Source organism: Vibrio tapetis subsp. tapetis (genome assembly GCF_900233005.1).
GTDB classification, from domain to species: Bacteria; Pseudomonadota; Gammaproteobacteria; order Enterobacterales; family Vibrionaceae; genus Vibrio; species Vibrio tapetis.
The window spans coordinates 3,419,637-3,440,159 of the sequence record NZ_LT960611.1; the positions used below are offsets into that span (position 1 = coordinate 3,419,637).

22 protein-coding genes are annotated in these 20,523 nt (G+C 43.8%); 19 read left to right on the forward strand and 3 right to left on the reverse strand.

The genetic code is table 11. The annotated features are described in order from the left end of the window. Positions 1-4: 4 nt before the first annotated feature. The 3 genes from recF to dnaA are packed head-to-tail and all read right to left on the reverse strand — an operon-like array spanning position 5 to position 3,623. Entirely contained in the window at positions 5-1,084 is a 1,080-nt protein-coding gene (recF, locus tag VTAP4600_RS15350) for a DNA replication/repair protein RecF (RefSeq protein ID WP_102523583.1), read from the reverse strand. A 12-nt stretch (positions 1,085-1,096) separates the two neighbouring features. After that, positions 1,097-2,197 (reverse strand): DNA polymerase III subunit beta, encoded by a 1,101-nt coding sequence (gene dnaN / locus VTAP4600_RS15355; protein WP_102523584.1) that lies wholly within the window; start codon positions 2,195-2,197, stop codon positions 1,097-1,099. A 19-nt stretch (positions 2,198-2,216) separates the two neighbouring features. Next, positions 2,217-3,623, reverse strand: a complete 1,407-nt coding sequence (gene dnaA / locus VTAP4600_RS15360) for a chromosomal replication initiator protein DnaA (RefSeq protein ID WP_102523585.1) — start codon at positions 3,621-3,623, stop codon at positions 2,217-2,219. 672 nt (positions 3,624-4,295) lie between these two features. On the opposite strand from dnaA, the gene rpmH reads away from it, so the two are divergent. The 19 genes from rpmH to VTAP4600_RS15455 all read left to right on the forward strand — a co-directional run bounded on the left by rpmH (position 4,296) and on the right by VTAP4600_RS15455 (position 20,465). Next, a complete protein-coding gene (gene rpmH / locus VTAP4600_RS15365) occupies positions 4,296-4,433 on the forward strand; it encodes a 50S ribosomal protein L34 (protein WP_102523586.1) in 138 nt (45 codons plus the stop codon). Positions 4,434-4,478: 45 nt separating this feature from the next. Then, on the forward strand, positions 4,479-4,802 hold the full coding sequence (rnpA, locus tag VTAP4600_RS15370; RefSeq protein ID WP_231897815.1) for a ribonuclease P protein component: 324 nt from the start codon (positions 4,479-4,481) through the stop codon (positions 4,800-4,802). Further along, positions 4,769-5,026: a membrane protein insertion efficiency factor YidD gene (gene yidD, locus VTAP4600_RS15375; RefSeq protein ID WP_102523588.1), complete on the forward strand. Its 258-nt coding sequence runs from the start codon at positions 4,769-4,771 to the stop codon at positions 5,024-5,026. The genes rnpA and yidD overlap by 34 nt, the downstream gene beginning before the upstream one ends. A gap of 2 nt (positions 5,027-5,028) precedes the next feature. Next, the gene (yidC, locus tag VTAP4600_RS15380; protein ID WP_102523589.1) at positions 5,029-6,654 is read left to right on the forward strand and encodes a membrane protein insertase YidC; all 1,626 of its coding nucleotides are present in this window, start codon (positions 5,029-5,031) and stop codon (positions 6,652-6,654) included. 126 nt (positions 6,655-6,780) lie between these two features. Further along, entirely contained in the window at positions 6,781-8,142 is a 1,362-nt protein-coding gene (mnmE, locus tag VTAP4600_RS15385) for a tRNA uridine-5-carboxymethylaminomethyl(34) synthesis GTPase MnmE (RefSeq protein ID WP_102523590.1), read from the forward strand. Positions 8,143-8,191: 49 nt separating this feature from the next. After that, complete coding sequence (mioC, locus tag VTAP4600_RS15390; protein ID WP_102523591.1) at positions 8,192-8,626, forward strand: FMN-binding protein MioC; 435 nt, start codon at positions 8,192-8,194, stop codon at positions 8,624-8,626. Positions 8,627-9,093: 467 nt separating this feature from the next. Further along, positions 9,094-10,986 carry a tRNA uridine-5-carboxymethylaminomethyl(34) synthesis enzyme MnmG gene (mnmG, locus tag VTAP4600_RS15395; protein ID WP_102523592.1) on the forward strand — a complete coding sequence of 631 codons (1,893 nt, stop codon included), beginning with the start codon at positions 9,094-9,096 and terminating at the stop codon, positions 10,984-10,986. A gap of 1 nt (position 10,987) precedes the next feature. Further along, positions 10,988-11,623, forward strand: a complete 636-nt coding sequence (gene rsmG / locus VTAP4600_RS15400) for a 16S rRNA (guanine(527)-N(7))-methyltransferase RsmG (RefSeq protein ID WP_102523593.1) — start codon at positions 10,988-10,990, stop codon at positions 11,621-11,623. A gap of 11 nt (positions 11,624-11,634) precedes the next feature. Continuing rightward, the gene (locus VTAP4600_RS15405) at positions 11,635-12,408 is read left to right on the forward strand and encodes a ParA family protein (RefSeq protein ID WP_102523594.1); all 774 of its coding nucleotides are present in this window, start codon (positions 11,635-11,637) and stop codon (positions 12,406-12,408) included. Between the two features lie 31 nt (positions 12,409-12,439). Further along, positions 12,440-13,321, forward strand: coding sequence for a ParB/RepB/Spo0J family partition protein (locus VTAP4600_RS15410; RefSeq protein WP_102523595.1), 882 nt, complete (start codon positions 12,440-12,442; stop codon positions 13,319-13,321). A 190-nt stretch (positions 13,322-13,511) separates the two neighbouring features. Continuing rightward, on the forward strand, positions 13,512-13,901 hold the full coding sequence (locus VTAP4600_RS15415; RefSeq protein ID WP_102523596.1) for a F0F1 ATP synthase subunit I: 390 nt from the start codon (positions 13,512-13,514) through the stop codon (positions 13,899-13,901). An 8-nt stretch (positions 13,902-13,909) separates the two neighbouring features. Next, the gene (atpB, locus tag VTAP4600_RS15420) at positions 13,910-14,722 is read left to right on the forward strand and encodes a F0F1 ATP synthase subunit A (protein ID WP_102523597.1); all 813 of its coding nucleotides are present in this window, start codon (positions 13,910-13,912) and stop codon (positions 14,720-14,722) included. Between the two features lie 49 nt (positions 14,723-14,771). Next, entirely contained in the window at positions 14,772-15,029 is a 258-nt protein-coding gene (gene atpE / locus VTAP4600_RS15425) for a F0F1 ATP synthase subunit C (RefSeq protein WP_004411110.1), read from the forward strand. Between the two features lie 75 nt (positions 15,030-15,104). Beyond that, complete coding sequence (gene atpF / locus VTAP4600_RS15430; RefSeq protein WP_102523598.1) at positions 15,105-15,575, forward strand: F0F1 ATP synthase subunit B; 471 nt, start codon at positions 15,105-15,107, stop codon at positions 15,573-15,575. Between the two features lie 14 nt (positions 15,576-15,589). After that, positions 15,590-16,123 carry a F0F1 ATP synthase subunit delta gene (atpH, locus tag VTAP4600_RS15435; protein ID WP_102523599.1) on the forward strand — a complete coding sequence of 178 codons (534 nt, stop codon included), beginning with the start codon at positions 15,590-15,592 and terminating at the stop codon, positions 16,121-16,123. Positions 16,124-16,136: 13 nt separating this feature from the next. Next, entirely contained in the window at positions 16,137-17,678 is a 1,542-nt protein-coding gene (gene atpA, locus VTAP4600_RS15440; RefSeq protein ID WP_102523600.1) for a F0F1 ATP synthase subunit alpha, read from the forward strand. Positions 17,679-17,719: 41 nt separating this feature from the next. Then, complete coding sequence (gene atpG / locus VTAP4600_RS15445) at positions 17,720-18,586, forward strand: F0F1 ATP synthase subunit gamma (protein WP_102523601.1); 867 nt, start codon at positions 17,720-17,722, stop codon at positions 18,584-18,586. Between the two features lie 34 nt (positions 18,587-18,620). Then, positions 18,621-20,024 carry a F0F1 ATP synthase subunit beta gene (gene atpD / locus VTAP4600_RS15450; protein WP_102523602.1) on the forward strand — a complete coding sequence of 468 codons (1,404 nt, stop codon included), beginning with the start codon at positions 18,621-18,623 and terminating at the stop codon, positions 20,022-20,024. Between the two features lie 18 nt (positions 20,025-20,042). Next, positions 20,043-20,465, forward strand: coding sequence for a F0F1 ATP synthase subunit epsilon (locus tag VTAP4600_RS15455; RefSeq protein WP_102523603.1), 423 nt, complete (start codon positions 20,043-20,045; stop codon positions 20,463-20,465). The last annotated feature ends 58 nt before the right edge of the window (positions 20,466-20,523 follow it).

Genomic DNA, 20,523 nt, shown 5'->3' on the forward strand with positions numbered 1-20,523 from the left:
CTATTTATCCTTGCTCTATTGTGCCATGTTCCACATGAAACATCTTGCCATTTTCATCATGCATATCTGCAACTTGGCTGGCGGTAATAGAACTCACAAAAACTTGTGCCCCCGTCTGCTGCAAGCAATCTGCAAGACGTTGGCGACGTTGACTATCTAATTCAGATGCAAAGTCATCTATTAAGTAGATGCATTGCTTACCTGTTTGTTGCGTTAAGTGTTGCCCTTGTGCTACCCGAAGGGCACAAACCATCAGTTTTAACTGACCTCTAGACAACACATCTTCTACCGGGGTTCCCGATATTTTTATCTTTAAATCGGCTTTGTTTGGCCCACTAAAGGTATACCCGAGCTGCTGATCACGTTCAAAATTATCGCGTAATATATCGCTATACGGCGTGCTTTTATCCCACCCACGATAGTAATTCAGCTGGATATCAAACTCAGGCAAAAATGACTGACAAATTTCTTCAGCAACTTGGCGAACTTGTTCTATGTATTCCTTACGCCATGCACTGATTTTTTCGGCTAATTCGGCTAATTCTTGATCCCAGTAACTGAGTTCTCGATAGCTGGTGGCCGTTTTCAATAATGCATTTCTTTGCTTATTTAATCGCTTCAACCGACCCCAGATTTCATAAAACTGAGGCTCAGTATGAAACACCCCCCAATCGATAAATGCTCGGCGGTGTTTTGGCCCATCGGTGAGTAAATCAAAGCCTTCGGGGTGAATCAATTGCAAAGGTAATACTTGTGCCAACTGAGCAAGCTTCTGCCCAGATTGACCGCCTATTTTAACCTCTGTTGAGCCATCACGCTGTTTATTTATGCCAATTGGTAGCTCAAATTGATCCGAGTTCAAAAAACGGCCATGTACAAACAGCTCGCTGCAGTCATTTTGTATGACTCGACCTGTTAGTGAGCTTTTAAAGGAGCGGCCATGACCAAGCAAGTAGATGGCTTCTAACACACTGGTTTTGCCACTGCCATTGGGGCCGATAAGAAAATTAAAGCCTGGTGACAATTCAATATCACAGGCTTTAATATTACGAAATTGCTGAATGATTAGTCGAGTAAGAGGCATTAAGCCAGCCTATTACAAACGAATTGGCATTACGACATACATGGCACTGTCATCTTGAGCATTTTCAACTAATGCACTAGCGTTTGCATCAGACATCGATATACGTACTTGATCGCAACGAAGTGTGTTCAACACATCCAACACATAGCTAACATTAAAGCCGATTTCGAGTGCATCACCTTGATAAGACACATCCAAAACTTCTTCGGCTTCTTCTTGCTCAGGGTTATTGGCTGTGATGCGCATTTCACTGCCATCAAAATTAACTCGCACGCCACGGAATTTTTCATTCGATAAAATAGCAGCACGAGAAAATGCTTGACGTAATTCGTCACAGCTTGCTTCTAGTGTCTTGTTACTACTTTGTGGCATTACGCGTCGATAATCTGGGAAACGGCCGTCAACTAGCTTAGAAGTAAAGGTGAAATTATTTACTTCAGCACGAATATTTGAACTGCCTATCTGCAATGTTACTTCTTGCTCGGGAGCATCGAGTAACTTAACCAACTCTTGCACGCCTTTGCGTGGCACGATGATTTGCTTATTTTCAAACTCACCCACCAGGGTCGTTTGAGATACCGCCATACGGTGACCATCTGTTGCAACAGAACGAAGCGTAGTACCGTCAACCTCAAATAGCATGCCATTTAAGTAATAGCGAACATCTTGATTCGCCATCGAGAATTGAGTTTTTTCTACTAAACTGCGTAGGTCACCTTGAGACAGAGATAACGCTACGTCATCTTGCCAGTCTTCGATATTAGGAAAGTCACTTGCCGGTAATGTTGCCAAAGAAAAACGGCTACGACCGGAGCGCAGTTGAATACGGTCTGCGTCTAATACAACGGTGATGACCGCAGCATCAGGTAAACCGCGACAAATATCTAAGAATTTACGCGATGGAACAGTAATACTACCCGCTTCAAAGTCACCTTCGAGTGCCACTCGGCTTACCAACTCGACCTCAAGGTCAGTTGCAGTCATCGATAATGTGTTGTCTTCTACCTTGAGCAGCAAATTCCCCAAAATAGGCAATGTTGGCCGGCCACCAAGTGCGCCAGACACTTGCTGTAATGGTTTGATTAAATGGCTACGTTCAATGGTAAATTTCATTTTTGTCTCTTTTGTTCCCTTACGATGAAAGGGTGCGGATCAGGTTAGAATAGTCTTCTTTTATATCATGACTCTCTTCACGAAGCTGCTGTATCTTACGACAAGCATGCAGCACCGTAGTATGGTCACGACCACCAAAAGCATCGCCAATTTCTGGCAAGCTGTGGTTTGTTAACTCTTTAGACAGTGCCATTGCAAGCTGCCTTGGGCGAGTGACCGAACGAGAGCGGCGTTTAGACAGCAAATCAGCCATCTTTATTTTATAATATTCCGCTACCGTCTTTTGAATGTTGTCGATAGTGACCAGTTTTTCTTGCAGCGCTAGCAGATCACGCAACGCTTCACGAACGAAGTCTATTGTGATTGGGCGACCCGTGAAGTTAGCATTCGCTATCACGCGGTTTAATGCACCTTCGAGCTCACGAACATTTGAACGCAAGCGTTTTGCAATAAAGAACGCCACTTCATCTGCCAAGTGTATCTGGTGATCTTCTGCTTTTTTCATCAAAATCGCCACTCGAGTTTCAAGCTCTGGTGGTTCAATCGCGACAGTTAGACCCCAGCCAAATCGAGATTTTAAGCGATCTTCTACGCCGTTGATCTCTTTTGGGTATCGATCTGAAGTTAGAATGATCTGTTGATTGCCTTCCAATAACGCATTAAAGGTATGGAAGAACTCTTCTTGAGAGCGCTCTTTATTGGCAAAAAATTGAATATCATCGATCAACAGTGCATCAACACTTCGGTAATAGCGCTTAAATTCTTCAATCGCATTATTTTGTAGCGCTTTAACCATATCCTGAACAAAACGCTCAGAATGCATATACACCACTTTGGCATTCGGTTTGTTATCAACAATTGCATTGCCAACAGCATGCAATAGGTGAGTTTTACCTAAACCTGTTCCGCCATATAAAAAGAGTGGGTTGTATGCTGTACCCGGATTATCAGAAACCTGACGCGCCGCGGCCAAACCGAGCTGATTCGATTTACCTTCAACAAAGTTATGGAACATATGCTTAGGGTTAACGTTCGAGCGATGACTAATATTCACCACTTCAGATTCGTCATCCCAGGTTTTATGTACCGGCACGGGTTTGCGGGCTTGCATACGAGCTGGCGCTGAAGACTCTGCAGCAACATCAGCCGGTGAGCGTGTAGGACGTACAGGCGCAGATATTGTTGATGTGCCAACCTCGAAGCGTAAGCTAGGGATATCGTTGCCACAAAACTGCTGCAACAAGCGGTTAATTTTATCAAAATACTTGTCGCGTACCCAATCGAGTACAAATCGATTCGGTGCAAATAAAGTAAGGGTATTGTCATTGAGCTCCGCTTTAAGCGGTCGAATCCAAGTATTGAACTCGGTGACGGATAACTCTTCTTGAAGCTGTTGCAAACATTGCAACCATAGCGAAGATGACACGGTGCCCTCACTCTGACTAAGTTATTTTGGAAAAGGTCGCTAATTCTAGCGCCCTGAATCGCAGATCGCCAGCAAATGATCGCAGATCCAGTGAATAAGATCGAAGTTATTCACAATTTATCGACTTGAATAAGCAAGATCTACATCGTTGTCCCCAAATTTACTCACAATATTGATAGATTGAGACGATCTTTTTCCTCGACCTAGCCCTGTAATCACCAAAGGGATCGAAAAATCCACACAATAAAAAATAATTTCATTTTTTTTGTCCACAGGTAATTTTTGCAAGGCTCGATATTGCTTTTTATCTTAACTTTACGCCACAGACCTTTATTTACTTATATCTCCAACAATTTTTTTACCATAGAGTTCTAATTACAACTTATTGTTTTATAGATTCTTCCACAGCTTTATCACCTGAAATCCACTGAAAACTCACAGCGATCGGTGAAGGATCCTTGCGCTCTGGATTACAAACCGTATAATTCGTCGACCGGAATTTTAGTTAGACCAATTATTGACTCTTTGCGAGTCAGTGATTACAATTCCGCCTCTTTGTTGAGAGGCGTCGGATTTTACGCGCGCTTTCTATATAGATAATCGCCTGTAATAAGAATCCCACGCCGGGTTTAACAGAAACCTAAACACTACTGATCAGTAAAGGTAATAACCATGTCTAAACGCACTTTTCAACCTTCAGTTCTAAAGCGCAAGCGTAGCCACGGCTTCCGTGCTCGCATGGCAACTAAGAACGGTCGCGCAACAATCAATGCACGTCGTGCTAAAGGCCGTAAGCGCCTTTCAAAATAATCTCTGATTATTTTGAATAAGCTAGCCTTTTCTCGGGAGTTACGTTTGTTAACTCCCGAGCATTATCAAAATGTCTTCCAGCAAGCTCATCGAGCAGGCTCACCTCATTTCACCATAATAGCTAGAAAGAACACTCTTTCTCATCCTCGTCTTGGCTTAGCCGTTCCTAAAAAGCAGATTAAAACCGCCGTAGGTCGAAATCGCTTCAAACGTTTAACCCGAGAAAGCTTTCGAAACATTCAGCATCAACTTCCTAACAAAGATTTTGTTGTTATTGCGAAAAAAAGCGCGCAGGATTTAAGCAATGATGAAATGTATAAGCTTCTAGAAAAATTATGGCATCGCCTGTCTCGCCCTTCGCGTGGTTAGCCATTGGATTGGTTAAACTCTACCAATGGATAATTAGTCCTTTATTAGGACCACGTTGCCGTTTTACACCGACTTGCTCTCAATATGCCTTAGAAGCGTTGAAAGCTCACGGTTTTGCAAAAGGATGTTGGCTATCAGGCAAACGTCTATTAAAATGCCATCCTTTGAGTGATGGGGGATATGACCCCGTCCCACCAGTCCAAAAACAAGACAGAGATAATTAACGATGGATTCTCAACGTAATATCCTGCTGCTTGCTTTAGCTATGGTTTCTTTCTTGCTGTACCAACAATGGCAAGTAGAAAAGAACCCTGCGCCACAAAGCACTCAACAGGTTCAAAATAGCAGTACCCTTCCTGCGCCATCTTTTGCTGATGACTTGGCAGATCCGGCACCACAATCAAGTTCGCCTTCAGCTCAGCTCATTAGCATCAATACTGATGTCTTAGATCTGTCTATTGACACTTTTGGCGGTGATGTTGTTTCAGCTAAGCTGACTCAATACGACGCTGAACTTGACTCAGAAGATTCATTTGTATTGCTTAAAAATACTCAAGGTCATAGCTATATCGCTCAAAGTGGTTTAGTTGGTCCTCAAGGTATCGATTTAAGCAGTTCAAATCGCCCAGCTTACCAAGTAGCGAATAAAGCTTACACTTTGGCTGATGGGCAAGATGAACTTCGTATTCCATTTACTTACGCAGCAAACGGCCTTGAATACGTAAAAACATTCGTATTCAAGCGCGGCAGTTACGCGATTGACGTTGAATACGATGTTGTCAACAAATCAGGCAACAACGCAACACTAGGTATGTACGCTCACCTTCGTCAAAACTTGATGGATGCTGGCGGCAACTTAGCAATGCCAACTTATCGTGGTGGTGCATATTCTACTGAAGACGTGCGTTACAAAAAGTACAGCTTCGACGATATGCAAGATCGTAACTTGTCTCTTAGCCTGCCAGATGGCAAAGGTTGGGCGGCAATGCTACAGCACTATTTTGCAAGTGCATGGATCCCTCGTGAAGAGCCAGGCACAAGCCTTTACACTCGTGTCATCGGCAACCTAGGCGACATTGGCGTACGTATGCCAAACAAAACCATTGCAGACGGTGGCGAAGCTAACTTCCACGCAACATTGTGGGTTGGTCCTAAGCTTCAAAACGACATGGCTGAAGTTGCAGACAACCTTGACCTAGTAGTGGATTACGGTTGGTTGTGGTTTATCGCAAAACCACTGCATAGCTTGTTGTCGTTCATTCAAAGCTTTGTTTCTAACTGGGGTATCGCCATCATGGTACTGACGTTTATCGTTCGTGGTGCTATGTACCCACTAACGAAAGCGCAATACACCTCAATGGCTAAAATGCGTATGCTGCAACCGAAACTTACTGCTATGCGTGAGCGTATTGGTGATGACCGTCAGCGTATGAGCCAAGAGATGATGGAGCTGTATAAGAAAGAGAAAGTGAACCCGCTTGGTGGCTGTTTACCTATCTTGCTACAGATGCCAATTTTCATCTCCCTGTACTGGGCGTTAATGGAATCTGTTGAATTGCGTCACTCGCCATTCTTCCTTTGGATTAATGACTTGTCAGCACAAGACCCATACTACATCCTGCCTCTATTGATGGGTGCGAGTATGTTCTTAATTCAAAAAATGAGCCCAACGACAGTTACGGATCCAATGCAGCAGAAGATCATGACCTTTATGCCGGTTATGTTTACCTTCTTCTTCCTATGGTTCCCATCTGGTCTAGTACTTTACTGGCTAGTATCGAACATCGTAACGCTTATCCAGCAAACTCTGATTTATCGAGCACTGGAAAAGAAAGGCTTACATACTAAGTAAGACTAATTAATGTTCAACAAAGGCGACCTTTTGGTCGCCTTTTTGTTTTTCGCTGATTACAATTGCCAACAATGACAGCTTCATCTTTGCTATAAAACCAGCAACCAAACTAACTAGGCACTATTTATGACAACAGACACTATTGTTGCTCAAGCTACGGCTCCAGGTCGAGGCGGCGTGGGGATTATTCGAGTATCTGGCCCAAAAGCCGCTCAAGTAGCGCTTGAGGTAACAGGCAAGAGCCTTAAACCTCGTTATGCTGAATACCTTCCTTTTACCGATGAAAGTGGCACAGAGCTGGATCAAGGCATTGCTTTGTACTTCCCTAACCCACACTCGTTTACCGGGGAAGATGTCCTAGAATTACAAGGGCACGGTGGCCCAGTTGTCATGGATATGCTAATCAAACGCATCCTAACTATTTCTGGTGTTCGCCCGGCACGTCCAGGGGAGTTCTCTGAACGCGCTTTCTTAAACGATAAGATGGATCTAACACAAGCAGAAGCGATTGCTGACCTTATTGATGCGAGTTCAGAAGAAGCCGCGAAGTCAGCGCTACAGTCGTTACAAGGCCAGTTCTCTAAGCGGATTAATACGCTGGTGGAATCTCTGATACATCTACGCATCTATGTTGAAGCGGCGATAGACTTTCCAGAAGAAGAAATCGACTTTCTTGCTGATGGTAAAGTAAGTAATGACTTACAAACCATCATCAACAACCTCGGGGAAGTTCGTAAAGAAGCCAACCAAGGCTCCATCATGCGTGAAGGCATGAAAGTCGTGATTGCAGGACGACCTAACGCGGGTAAATCCAGTCTATTGAACGCATTATCGGGTAAAGAGTCAGCCATTGTTACTGATATCGCCGGTACAACCCGAGACGTATTACGTGAGCACATTCATATAGACGGTATGCCTTTGCATATTATTGATACCGCAGGCCTACGTGAGGCGTCAGATGAAGTCGAAAAAATAGGTATTGAGCGTGCATGGGAAGAAATTGCCCAAGCCGATCGTGTTTTATTTATGGTTGACGGCACCACAACGAACGCAACAAATCCAGCTGATATTTGGCCAGAGTTTGTCGATCGACTGCCTAAAAAGATCGGTATTACAGTGATCCGCAACAAAGCAGATCAAACCGATGAAAGCTTAGGGATCTGTCATGTAAACGATCCTACTCTGATTCGTCTTTCAGCAAAAACGGGGCAAGGTGTAGACGCACTACGAACCCACCTTAAGGAAATCATGGGCTTCTCGGGGAATCAGGAAGGTGGTTTTATGGCTCGAAGACGACACCTTGACTCGCTCTCTCACGCCGCCGAGCATCTGGATATCGGACAGCAACAATTGGAAAGCTATATGGCCGGTGAAATACTGGCTGAAGAGTTGAGAATCGCTCAACAACACCTAAATGAAATTACCGGTGAATTTAGCTCTGATGATTTATTAGGCCGCATTTTCTCATCATTTTGTATTGGTAAATAATACGATGATGGCAATTTAGTGCTGCCATCTGTACTTATAGGAACGAACAATGATCCACATAATTACAGGAAGTACCCTTGGTGGCGCTGAATACGTTGGTGATCACCTCAGTGATTTACTGCAACAGGCCGGACATGAAACGACTATCTATAATCAGCCCGTACTTAGTGATATCCCGACCCAAGGCACTTGGTTAGTCGTCACATCGACCCATGGTGCAGGTGATTACCCTGATAATATCAAGCCTTTCATCGCTGCAATTCAAGCAACACCACCAAAAATGACCGACGTTAGGTTCGCAATTGTTGCTTTAGGTGATTCCAGTTACGACACCTTTTGTGAAGCAGGAAAACACGCTCGTGAACTGCTTAAAGATATCGGTACCAGTGAGGTATGTGAACCTTGCGAGATAGACGTATTAACCACTCCAGTACCTGAAGATGCCGCTGAAATATGGCTAAAAGAAGTAATAACATCCTTCTAATTTAAAGAATATAGACACTCAAGAGCACCTTATCGGTGCTCTTTTTTTTGTATGAGACAAAGAAAAGCAAAAATTAATTGTTCAACTGGTGATTAATTGACCAACAAATCTGTGGATAAACATATAACTATCCCGTTATTAACCTATAGTTATCCAAAGAATAAGATCTAGACTTACGATCGCCTGTGCATAAGTAGCCATTTTGATCCCAGCTAATCCTCGTGATGATCAGATCAAGATCACAAGAAATGATCGTCTCAAACTTAATGATCTTATTGATCATTTTCCAGTTATCCACAAGATCGTGCTTCCTTAATAATAGATCTAATAAAAGATCTATATACAGATCCTACATATAGTAAAGAAATACCACTTGATCCAAAATCGTTTTCACATGAAGCCAAAGAAGGTAGAATAGCGCTCCTTTTGAAAAGCTCATCAAACATTTGAATACCTGAGGTCGGTCCATGCTTTATCACGAAAATTTTGATGTCATCGTAGTTGGTGGCGGACATGCAGGAACGGAAGCCGCACTCGCATCAGCAAGAACAGGTCAACGTACCTTGTTACTCACTCATAACATCGATACTTTAGGTCAAATGTCTTGTAACCCAGCAATTGGTGGCATCGGCAAAGGACATTTAGTAAAAGAAGTTGATGCTCTAGGTGGGTTAATGGCTCAAGCGATTGATCATTCTGGTATTCAATTTCGCACTCTTAACGCATCAAAAGGGCCTGCGGTTCGTGCCACTCGCGCTCAAGCCGATCGTGCACTTTACAAATCATTTGTGCGTAACTTTCTCGAGAACCAACCGAATCTAACCCTATTTCAACAATCAGTTGACGATCTTATTGTAGAAAATGATCATGTGGTTGGTGTTGTAACTCAAATGGGCCTCAAATTCCGCGCTCAAGCTGTGGTATTAACCGTAGGAACGTTCCTTGGTGGAAAGATCCATATTGGAATGGAAAGCAGCTCTGGAGGTCGTGCAGGCGATCCTCCTTCGATCGCTTTAGCCGATCGCCTCAGAGAACTGCCATTGCGTGTGGACAGACTTAAAACAGGTACTCCACCGAGAATTGATGCTAGAAGTGTCGACTTCTCTGTTTTAGAACCTCAGCATGGTGATAATCCAACCCCTGTTTTCTCATTTATGGGAAATAGAAGCCAGCAACCACGTCAGATCCCATGTTTTATTACTCACACCAATGAGCAAACACATGATGTGATCCGTGCAAACTTGGATCGTAGTCCAATGTATGCGGGTGTTATTGAAGGAATTGGGCCTCGGTACTGTCCGTCAATTGAAGACAAAGTCATGCGCTTTGCCGACAAAAACAGCCACCAAATATTTGTTGAACCAGAAGGCTTAACAACACATGAATTATACCCAAATGGTATTTCTACAAGTTTGCCATTTGATGTACAGGTTCAAATCGTTCGTTCTATGAAAGGGTTTGAAAATGCGCATATTGTTCGTCCAGGTTACGCCATTGAATACGATTTCTTCGATCCAAGAGACTTAAAGCAAACTTATGAAAATAAGTATATTCATGGTTTGTTTTTTGCGGGCCAAATTAATGGCACTACTGGCTATGAAGAAGCCGCAGCACAAGGTTTAATGGCTGGATTGAACGCCAGTTTATATACCCAAGGTAAAGACGGATGGAACCCTCGTCGCGACCAAGCTTACATGGGCGTATTGATCGACGATCTGTCGACCATGGGAACCAAAGAACCTTATCGAATGTTCACTTCTCGTGCCGAATATCGTTTGTTACTACGAGAAGACAATGCGGATTTACGTTTGACCGAAAAAGGCCACGAACTCGGATTGGTCGATGAAGCTCGTTGGGCTCGCTTCAATGAAAAAGTCGAGAGCATTGAAAAAGAACGTCAGCGTCTGAAAGATACTTGGATGAATCCAAAATCAGAAGGCATTGATAAGCTTAATGAACTATTAAAAACACCTATGTCTCGTGAAGCCAGCGGTGAAGACTTATTGCGTCGTCCAGAAATGAATTATTCTTTGTTGACCGGTCTTGAGGCATTTACCCCAAGTATCGAAGACAAACAAGCGGCTGAACAAGTTGAAATACAAGTAAAATATGAAGGTTATATTCAGCGTCAGCAAGATGAGATTGAAAAATCATTACGTCACGAAAACACCCAGATTCCTACTGATACCGATTATTCTCAAGTCAGTGGCTTATCGAATGAAGTCGTTGCAAAACTCGATCAAGCGAAACCAGAAACGGTAGGAATTGCTTCTAGAATTTCAGGTATTACACCGGCAGCAATTTCAATCATCTTGGTGCATTTAAAGAAAAAAGGTCAGCTGAAAAAGGGAGACTTATAATATGAGCGCTTTACGCCTTAAACTTGATCAGTTGATTGATCAGACCGATCTAGAAGTCAATGATCATCAACGAGATCAACTGGTTGGTTACGTTGAAATGTTAAACAAGTGGAATAAAGCTTATAATTTAACGTCGGTTCGCGATCCTCAAGAAATGGTCGTTAAACATATACTTGATAGCATAGTGGTAAGTCCTTACTTACCTGGTGAAGATTTTATTGATGTTGGTACGGGCCCTGGTTTACCGGGTATCCCACTCGCAATCATGAATCCTGATAAGCGTTTTACGTTACTTGATAGCCTTGGTAAGCGTATTCGTTTTATTAAGCAAGTTGTGCACGAACTCGGTATTTCAAACGTTACTCCTGTACAGAGCAGAGTTGAAGACTTTCATGTTGAAGAAGGCTTTGATGCAGTTTTGAGTCGCGCATTTGCTTCGGTTGTTGATATGGTAGAGTGGTGTCACCATTTACCTAAAGCAAAAAGCGGGGTATTTTTGGCACTAAAAGGAATGCGTCCAGATACCGAGTTGGATCAACTACCGAGTTGGTGTTCTGTGACTAACATCAAAGCTTTGAAAGTTCCTGAGCTCGAAGGTGAACGACATCTTGTAACCTTAGTGCGCAAGGATAAATAACCGAGGTTAACGTGGGAAGAATCATATCAATTGCTAATCAGAAGGGTGGTGTCGGTAAGACGACTACCTGTGTGAATTTGGCGGCCTCTATGGCGGCTACAAAACGAAAAGTGTTGGTGATCGATCTTGACCCACAAGGTAATGCAACCATGGCTAGTGGCGTCGATAAATATCAAGTCGATGCTACGGCTTATGATCTATTGGTTGAAGATACGCCTTTTTCTGAAGTGGTTTGTAAAAAAACCAGTGGTGGTTATGATTTAATTGCCGCTAACGGTGATGTGACGGCAGCAGAAATCAAATTAATGGAAGTGTTTGCACGAGAAGTGCGCCTAAAAAATGCTTTAGCCTCTGTTGTTGATCATTACGATTATATTTTTATTGATTGTCCACCGTCATTAAACCTACTGACTATCAATGCGATGGCTGCATCGGACTCAGTACTTGTGCCCATGCAGTGTGAATATTTTGCATTAGAGGGGCTGACTGCATTGATGGATACCATCAGTAAACTTGCAGCGGTTGTGAATGAAAACCTAAAAATAGAAGGTTTGCTTCGCACCATGTATGATCCGCGAAATCGTTTATCAAACGATGTATCTGATCAGCTTAAACTGCACTTTGGTGATAAAGTGTATCGTACTGTTATTCCACGCAATGTACGTTTGGCTGAAGCGCCGAGTCATGGCAAACCCGCTATGTACTACGACAAATACTCGACGGGAGCTAAAGCGTATTTAGCACTCGCAGGCGAAATACTTCGCCGTGAAGAGATTCCTGCATAATTCATTTCGTTTCCGATATAAGGATAGACCCATGTCTAAACGCGGCTTAGGTAAAGGCCTCGATGCGTTGCTTGCGACCAGTTCAGTGGCTCGTGAAAAACAGCAAACCATCTCTCATAGTCAATCTTTGTCAACGGAAGGTGAATTAAAAGATATTTCCGTTCATAACCTGCAGACTGGCGTTTATCAGCCAAGAAAGGAAATGGAGCCAGAAGCTCTTACTGAATTAGCATCATCAATTAGCTCTCAAGGTGTTATACAGCCTATCGTGGTTCGCCAAGTGAGCGAGACCCACTTTGAAATTATTGCTGGTGAGCGTCGCTGGCGTGCGGCAAAACAAGCGGGATTAAAACTTGTCCCATGTTTGATTAAAAAGGTCACAGACAAAGCGGCTATCGCAATGGCACTGATCGAAAACATCCAGCGCGAAGACTTAAACGCAATCGAAGAAGCACAAGCACTAGAACGACTTCAAAATGAGTTCCAACTCACTCATCAACAAGTGGCTGAAGCAATCGGTAAATCTAGAGTTGCGGTATCAAATCTTTTGCGTTTGAATCAACTAGAAGCAAACGTGAAACAATTTGTAGCAGAAAAAAAGTTAGATATGGGCCATGGTCGTGCATTATTAGCACTTGGGCTTGATTTGCAATATGAGGTTGCAAAAGAAGTAGTAGCCAAGCAGTTAACAGTGCGTAAAACTGAACAATTAGTGAAAAAATACTTATCACCACAGGTTGACGTTGAAAAAGCACCTGTCGATCAGGAAGTGCAAGTTCTGTCAAAACGACTAACAGACAAACTAGGCTCTCAGGTTTCCATACAGCGTGGTGCAAACGGAAAGACCAAAGTTACGATAAGTGTTGATGAACATCACAAATTTGAGCAACTCATTGCAATGCTAGAACGCTAAATGAGATAATTGATTTAGGTCAATTGTGACTAAAATTGTGTTTTTAAGTAAAAGTTGTCGGTTTGTAAACAAAGATGTAACTTTTTGCAGTGTTTTCATTGCAATCAGGTAGACTCACCGTATAATTTTTTCCAATTTCCCAGCACAGAGAGAAGTAGTGCAGAGTGGATATTATTAGAGGTACGAATACATGGTAGCTGCGTTGGCTAGACCAGGACGAGAGCTTGCAAAGCGATTGTTGATGATCGAAACTGGCGCGGTTACATTAGTGGCAGCAGGTGTTACATTTGCTGTTAATAGTGAGTGGGGAGTTTCAGCGCTGATTGGAGGAAGCATATTTGTTTTCGCTAATGCTGTATTCGCTTTTTGCGCTTTTTTGTTTGTAGGAGCGCGTGCTACCAAAATGGTGGCCGCATCGTTCTTTGCAGGGGAAGCGCTTAAGATCCTCATCACGGTGGCACTTTTCTCCGTTGCCTACATGTATATGCAGGTGGAACTCGTTCCCCTCAAACTAACCTATTTGCTGGTATTAGGGATTAATATCTTTGCGCCAGCGCTATTCATTAACAACAAAAAATAGGATGAGTTATGGCTGCGCCAGGTGAAGCGCTAACATCGTCCGGTTACATTGCCCACCACCTTTCTAACCTTTCTTTAGCTAAGTTAGGTTTGGTTGCGGATGAAGCAAGTTTCTGGAACGTACATATAGATAGCCTGTTTTTTTCTTGGTTTACTGGTTTAATTTTCTTAGGAATTTTTTACAAGGTAGCAAGGAAAACGACAGCGGGTGTACCAGGTAAGCTTCAGTGTGCTGTTGAAATGATCGTAGAATTTGTCGCGGAAAACGTCAAAGATACGTTCCATGGACGCAACCCATTGATTGCCCCTCTGGCACTGACTATCTTTTGCTGGGTACTTTTGATGAACGTGATGGACTTAGTTCCTATCGACTTCTTACCTTACCCTGCAGAACATTGGCTTGGTATTCCTTACCTTAAGGTTGTACCTTCTGCTGATGTCAATATCACCATGGCTATGGCTCTAGGCGTATTTGCTCTGATGATCTATTACAGCATCAAAGTAAAGGGTCTAGGTGGCTTTGCAAAAGAACTTGCATTACACCCTTTTAATCACTGGACAATGATCCCGTTTAACCTACTGATTGAAGTGGTATCGCTACTCGCGAAACCTCTATCACTTGGTATGCGTTTATTCGGTAACATGTTCGCTGGTGAGGTTGTATTCATTCTTTGTGCGGCAATGTTACCATGGTATTTACAATGGATGGGTTCACTTCCGTGGGCAATTTTCCATATTTTGGTCATTACGATTCAGGCCTTCGTGTTTATGATGCTAACGATTGTTTATATGTCGATGGCTCACGAAGACAGTGATCATTAATTTTTATTTTTTAATTTTTATTAGTCAAAAGTATATTTGGAGATAGTAAATGGAAACTGTACTGAGCTTCTCAGCAATCGCAGTAGCAATCATCGTTGGCCTGTGTGCGGTAGGTACTGCAATTGGCTTTGCAATCCTAGGTGGTAAATTCCTAGAAGGTGCTGCACGTCAACCAGAAATGGCTCCTATGCTACAAGTTAAGATGTTCATCATCGCTGGTCTACTAGATGCGGTTCCAATGATCGGTATCGTAATTGCTCTACTATTTACTTTCGCGAACCCATTCGTTGGTCAACTAGCTGGTTAATCAATAGTTTTTAGCGAGCGAGCAAGTGTTTTTAATGCTGAGTTCGTTGGTGAATAAAATAGAGGGGTAGCTGTTGTGAATATGAACGCAACTCTGCTGGGCCAAGCAATCTCGTTCGCACTGTTTGTGTGGTTCTGCATGAAATATGTATGGCCGCCAATTATGGGTGCGATCGAAGAACGTCAGAAGAAAATTGCTGACGGACTTGTAGCCGCTGAACGCGCTGCAAAAGACTTGGATCTAGCACAAGCCAATGCTTCTGACCAAATGAAAGAAGCAAAGCGCACAGCAACTGAAGTTATCGAACAGGCCAACAAACGCAAAGCTCAAATTGTTGACGAAGCTCGCGAGGAAGCTCAGGCAGAACGCCAGAAAATCCTAACGCAAGCAGAAGCAGAAATTGAAGCTGAACGTAACCGTGCCCGTGATGACTTGCGCAAACAAGTTGCTACTCTGGCTTTAGCTGGTGCAGAGAAAATCCTTGAGCGTTCAATCGATAAAGATGCGCACAAAGATATTCTTGATAACATTACTGCAAAACTTTAAAGCGGGGGGCGCTTATGTCTGACTTGACTACTATTGCACGCCCCTATGCTAAAGCAGCATTTGATTTTGCGGTTGAGAAGGAAACACTAGACCAATGGAGTCTAATGTTAACTTTTGCTACCGAAGTAACGAAGAACGATGATGTTCAAGGATTGCTTACGAGCTCTTTGAATGCCGATAAAATGGCTGAAATATTCATCGCAATTTGTGGCGAACAGTTTGATGAACATGGCCAGAACTTTTTGAAAGTGATGGCTGAGAATGGCCGATTACAGGCTATTCCTGATGTTTGTATAGAGTTCCATGCCCTCAAACGAGAGCATGAGAAAGAGATGGATGTTGAACTTATTTCAGCAACTGAACTTTCGACAGAGCAACTAGCAGATATTGGCAGCAAACTTGAGCAGCGTCTTGAACGCAAAGTTAAGCTGAATTGCAGTATAGATGAGACCCTACTTGGTGGGGTTATTATTCGAGCCGGAGACCTTGTCATCGATAACTCAGCACGTGGTCAATTGAACCGCCTGAGCGATGCCTTGCAGTCTTGATGGGGATTGGAGCATGCAACTTAATTCCACTGAAATTAGCGATCTAATCAAACAACGTATCGAATCTTTCGAAGTTGTTAGTGAAGCTCGTAACGAAGGTACTATCGTTTCGGTAAGCGACGGTATCATCCGCATTCACGGCCTAGCGGACGTGATGCAAGGTGAAATGATTGAATTACCGGGTGGCAATTACGCACTAGCACTTAACCTTGAGCGTGACTCGGTTGGTGCAGTTGTAATGGGCCCATATGCCAACCTAAAGGAAGGCATGAAAGTAACAGGTACTGGTCGTATTCTTGAAGTACCAGTTGGTCCTGAATTGCTTGGTCGTGTTGTAAACACACTAGGTGAGCCAATTGATGGTAAAGGCCCAATTGAAGCGAAATTATCTTCTCCTATTGAAGTGATCGCACCAGGCGTTATCGCACGTAAATCGGTAGACCAACCTGTGCAAACAGGTTACAAAGCGGTTGACTCAATGATTCCTATCGGCCGTGGCCAGCGTGAGCTGATCATCGGTGACCGTCAGATTGGTAAAACAGCACTGGCGATCGATTCAATCATTAACCAACGTGATTCTGGTATTTTCTCTATCTACGTAGCAATCGGTCAGAAAGCATCGACTATCGCTAACGTAGTTCGCAAACTAGAAGAGCACGGCGCATTGGCAAACACCATTGTTGTTGTAGCATCTGCTTCTGAATCTGCTGCGCTGCAATACCTTGCGCCATATGCAGGTTGTGCGATGGGTGAATACTTCCGTGACCGCGGTGAAGATGCACTGATTGTTTATGATGATCTATCTAAGCAAGCTGTAGCGTATCGTCAGATTTCACTATTGCTTAAGCGTCCACCAGGTCGTGAAGCATACCCAGGTGACGTATTCTACCTCCACTCTCGTCTACTAGAGCGTGCTGCTCGTGTAAGCGAAGCGTACGTAGAAGCATTCACAAATGGTGAAGTGAAAGGTAAAACTGGTTCTCTAACCGCTCTACCTATCATCGAAACTCAAGCTGGTGATGTATCTGCATTCGTACCGACGAACGTAATCTCGATTACTGATGGTCAGATCTTCCTACAAACTGAGCTATTCAACGCAGGCGTACGTCCAGCTGTTGACCCAGGTATCTCAGTATCTCGTGTAGGTGGTTCTGCGCAAACGAAAATCGTTAAGAAGCTATCTGGTGGTATCCGTACTGCTCTAGCTCAATACCGTGAACTAGCAGCGTTTGCTCAGTTCTCGTCTGATCTTGACGAAACAACTAAGAAGCAACTAGACCACGGTCAAAAAGTTACTGAGCTAATGAAGCAAAAGCAATACGCTCCATTCTCTGTATTTGACCAAGCGTTGGTTATCTTCGCGGCAGAGCGTGGCTACTTACAAGACATCGAGCTAAACAAGCTTGCTGACTTTGAAGCTGCACTACTATCGTTTGCTCACGGCCAACATGCTGATTTCGTATCTGAAATCAACTCGACGGGTGCTTACAACGACGAAATCGAAGCCAAGCTTAAAGCGCTTGTTGACGACTTCAAAGCAACCCAGACTTGGTAATTGGTTGGTGATCGAAAGATCACCTTCTAACGGAGAGTAAAATGGCCGGCGCAAAAGAGATTCGTAATAAGATCGGGAGTGTTAAAAGCACTCAAAAGATCACGAAAGCAATGGAAATGGTAGCAGCTTCAAAAATGCGTCGCTCGCAAGATGCGATGGAAGCTTCTCGTCCGTATGCAGAAACAATGCGTAAAGTGATCGGTCATTTGGCGAACGGAAGCCTTGAGTATAAGCACCCTTATCTTGAGGAACGTGAAGCCAAACGTGTTGGTTACATCATCGTTTCTACTGACCGTGGTCTATGTGGTGGCTTGAACATTAACTTGTTCAAGAAAGCCATTGTAGACATGAAAGGTTGGCAAGAAAAAGGCGCAGAAGTTGAATTAGCCGTAATTGGTACTAAAGCAACTGCCTTTTTTAATAACAGCGGCGCGAAAGTGGCAGCTCAGGTCTCTGGTTTAGGCGATAGCCCTAGTCTAGAGGAACTGATCGGTTCAGTTGGCGTAATGTTACAGAAATACGATGAAGGCGAATTGGATCGTCTGTACCTAGTGTTCAACAAGTTTGAAAACACCATGGTGCAAGAACCAACGATCGATCAATTACTACCATTGCCTAAATCCGATAGTGCTGATATGCAGCGCGAACATGCTTGGGACTACATTTATGAGCCTGAGCCAAAACCACTACTGGACGCATTGCTTATTCGCTACGTCGAATCGCAAGTGTACCAAGGGGTTGTCGAGAACTTAGCCTGTGAAATGGCTGCTCGAATGATCGCAATGAAAGCTGCTACAGACAACGCTAGCGACTTGATTGATGACTTAGAACTTGTGTACAACAAAGCCCGTCAGGCTGCGATCACACAAGAGCTATCAGAAATCGTTTCAGGCGCTTCTGCGGTTTAAGCAAGGTAACATTAAATAGTTTAGAGGATTAACGATGGCTACAGGTAAGATCGTACAGATCATCGGTGCGGTAGTCGACGTAGAGTTCCCACAGGGCGAAGTACCTCGTGTATACGATGCTCTGAATGTTGTTGACTCAAAAGAACGTCTTGTTCTAGAAGTTCAGCAGCAGTTAGGCGGTGGCGTTATTCGCGCAATCGTAATGGGTAGCTCTGATGGTTTACGTCGTGGTTTGACAGTAGAAAATACTGGCGCTCCAATCACAGTTCCAGTGGGTACTAAAACTCTTGGTCGTATCATGAATGTTCTTGGTGATGCGATTGATGAGTGTGGTGACATTGGTGCTGAAGAGCATTACGAAATTCACCGTGCAGCGCCTAGCTACGAAGAGCAGTCTAACGTGACTGAACTTCTAGAAACAGGTGTTAAAGTAATCGACTTGATTTGCCCATTCGCTAAGGGTGGTAAAATCGGTCTATTCGGTGGTGCTGGTGTAGGTAAGACCGTTAACATGATGGAACTTATCAACAACATCGCACTGCAGCACTCTGGCCTATCAGTATTTGCTGGTGTAGGTGAGCGTACGCGTGAAGGTAACGATTTCTACTTTGAAATGCAGGAAGCAGGCGTTGTAAACGTTGAAAACCCTGAAGAATCAAAAGTAGCAATGGTTTACGGCCAAATGAACGAGCCACCAGGAAACCGTCTACGTGTTGCCCTGACTGGTCTAACAATGGCTGAGCGTTTCCGTGACGAAGGTCGTGACGTTCTGTTGTTCGTTGATAACATTTACCGTTATACCCTTGCGGGAACAGAGGTATCGGCTCTACTAGGTCGTATGCCATCTGCGGTAGGTTACCAACCAACACTTGCTGAAGAAATGGGTGTTCTACAAGAACGTATCACATCGACTAAACAAGGTTCTATCACCTCTGTTCAGGCGGTATACGTACCTGCGGATGACTTAACGGATCCATCTCCAGCAACAACCTTTGCTCACTTGGATGCAACGGTTGTACTTAGCCGTAACATCGCAGCGATGGGTTTATACCCTGCAATCGACCCATTGGATTCAACATCTCGTATGCTTGATCCACTGGTTGTTGGTCAAGATCACTACGATACGGCTCAAGGTGTTCAAACAACTCTTCAGCGTTATAAAGAGCTAAAAGACATCATCGCGATTCTAGGTATGGACGAGCTATCTGAAGCAGATAAGCAAGTTGTATCTCGTGCACGTAAGATTGAGAAGTTCCTAACTCAGCCTTACCACGTAGCTGAAGTATTTACTGGTGACCCAGGCATCTATGTTTCTCTTAAAGAGACACTACGAGGCTTTAAAGGTCTACTAGCTGGTGAGTACGATGACATTCCAGAGCAAGCGTTCATGTACTGCGGTTCAATTGACGATGCTATTGAGAACGCGAAGAAGCTATAAGGCTAACTAGGAGGCGATATGGCAGCAATGACCTTTCACCTAGACGTTGTAAGCGCTGAGAAAAAACTTTTTTCTGGTGTGGTTGAAACGTTTCAGGTGACCGGTAGCGAAGGTGAATTGGGTATTTTCCCAGGGCACACTCCGCTGCTAACCGCTATTAGGCCTGGTATGGTGCGCATAGTGAAACTGCACGGCCACGAAGAAATCATTTATGTTTCTGGTGGTATGATTGAAGTTCAGCCTGGTACAGCGACTGTACTGGCTGATACAGCAATCCGTGGTGAAGATCTTGATGCAGCTAAGGCTGAAGAAGCCAAGCGCAAGGCTGAAGAGAATATTTCGAATCAGCATGGCGACATGGACTTTGCTCAAGCGGCGAGTGAATTGGCTAAAGCCATTGCTCAGCTTCGAGTTATCGAGCTGACCAAAAAAGTACGTTAATTCACGTTAGCGTAGATGATAAAGGCGACCTTAGGGTCGCCTTTTTGCTTTCTGTTGC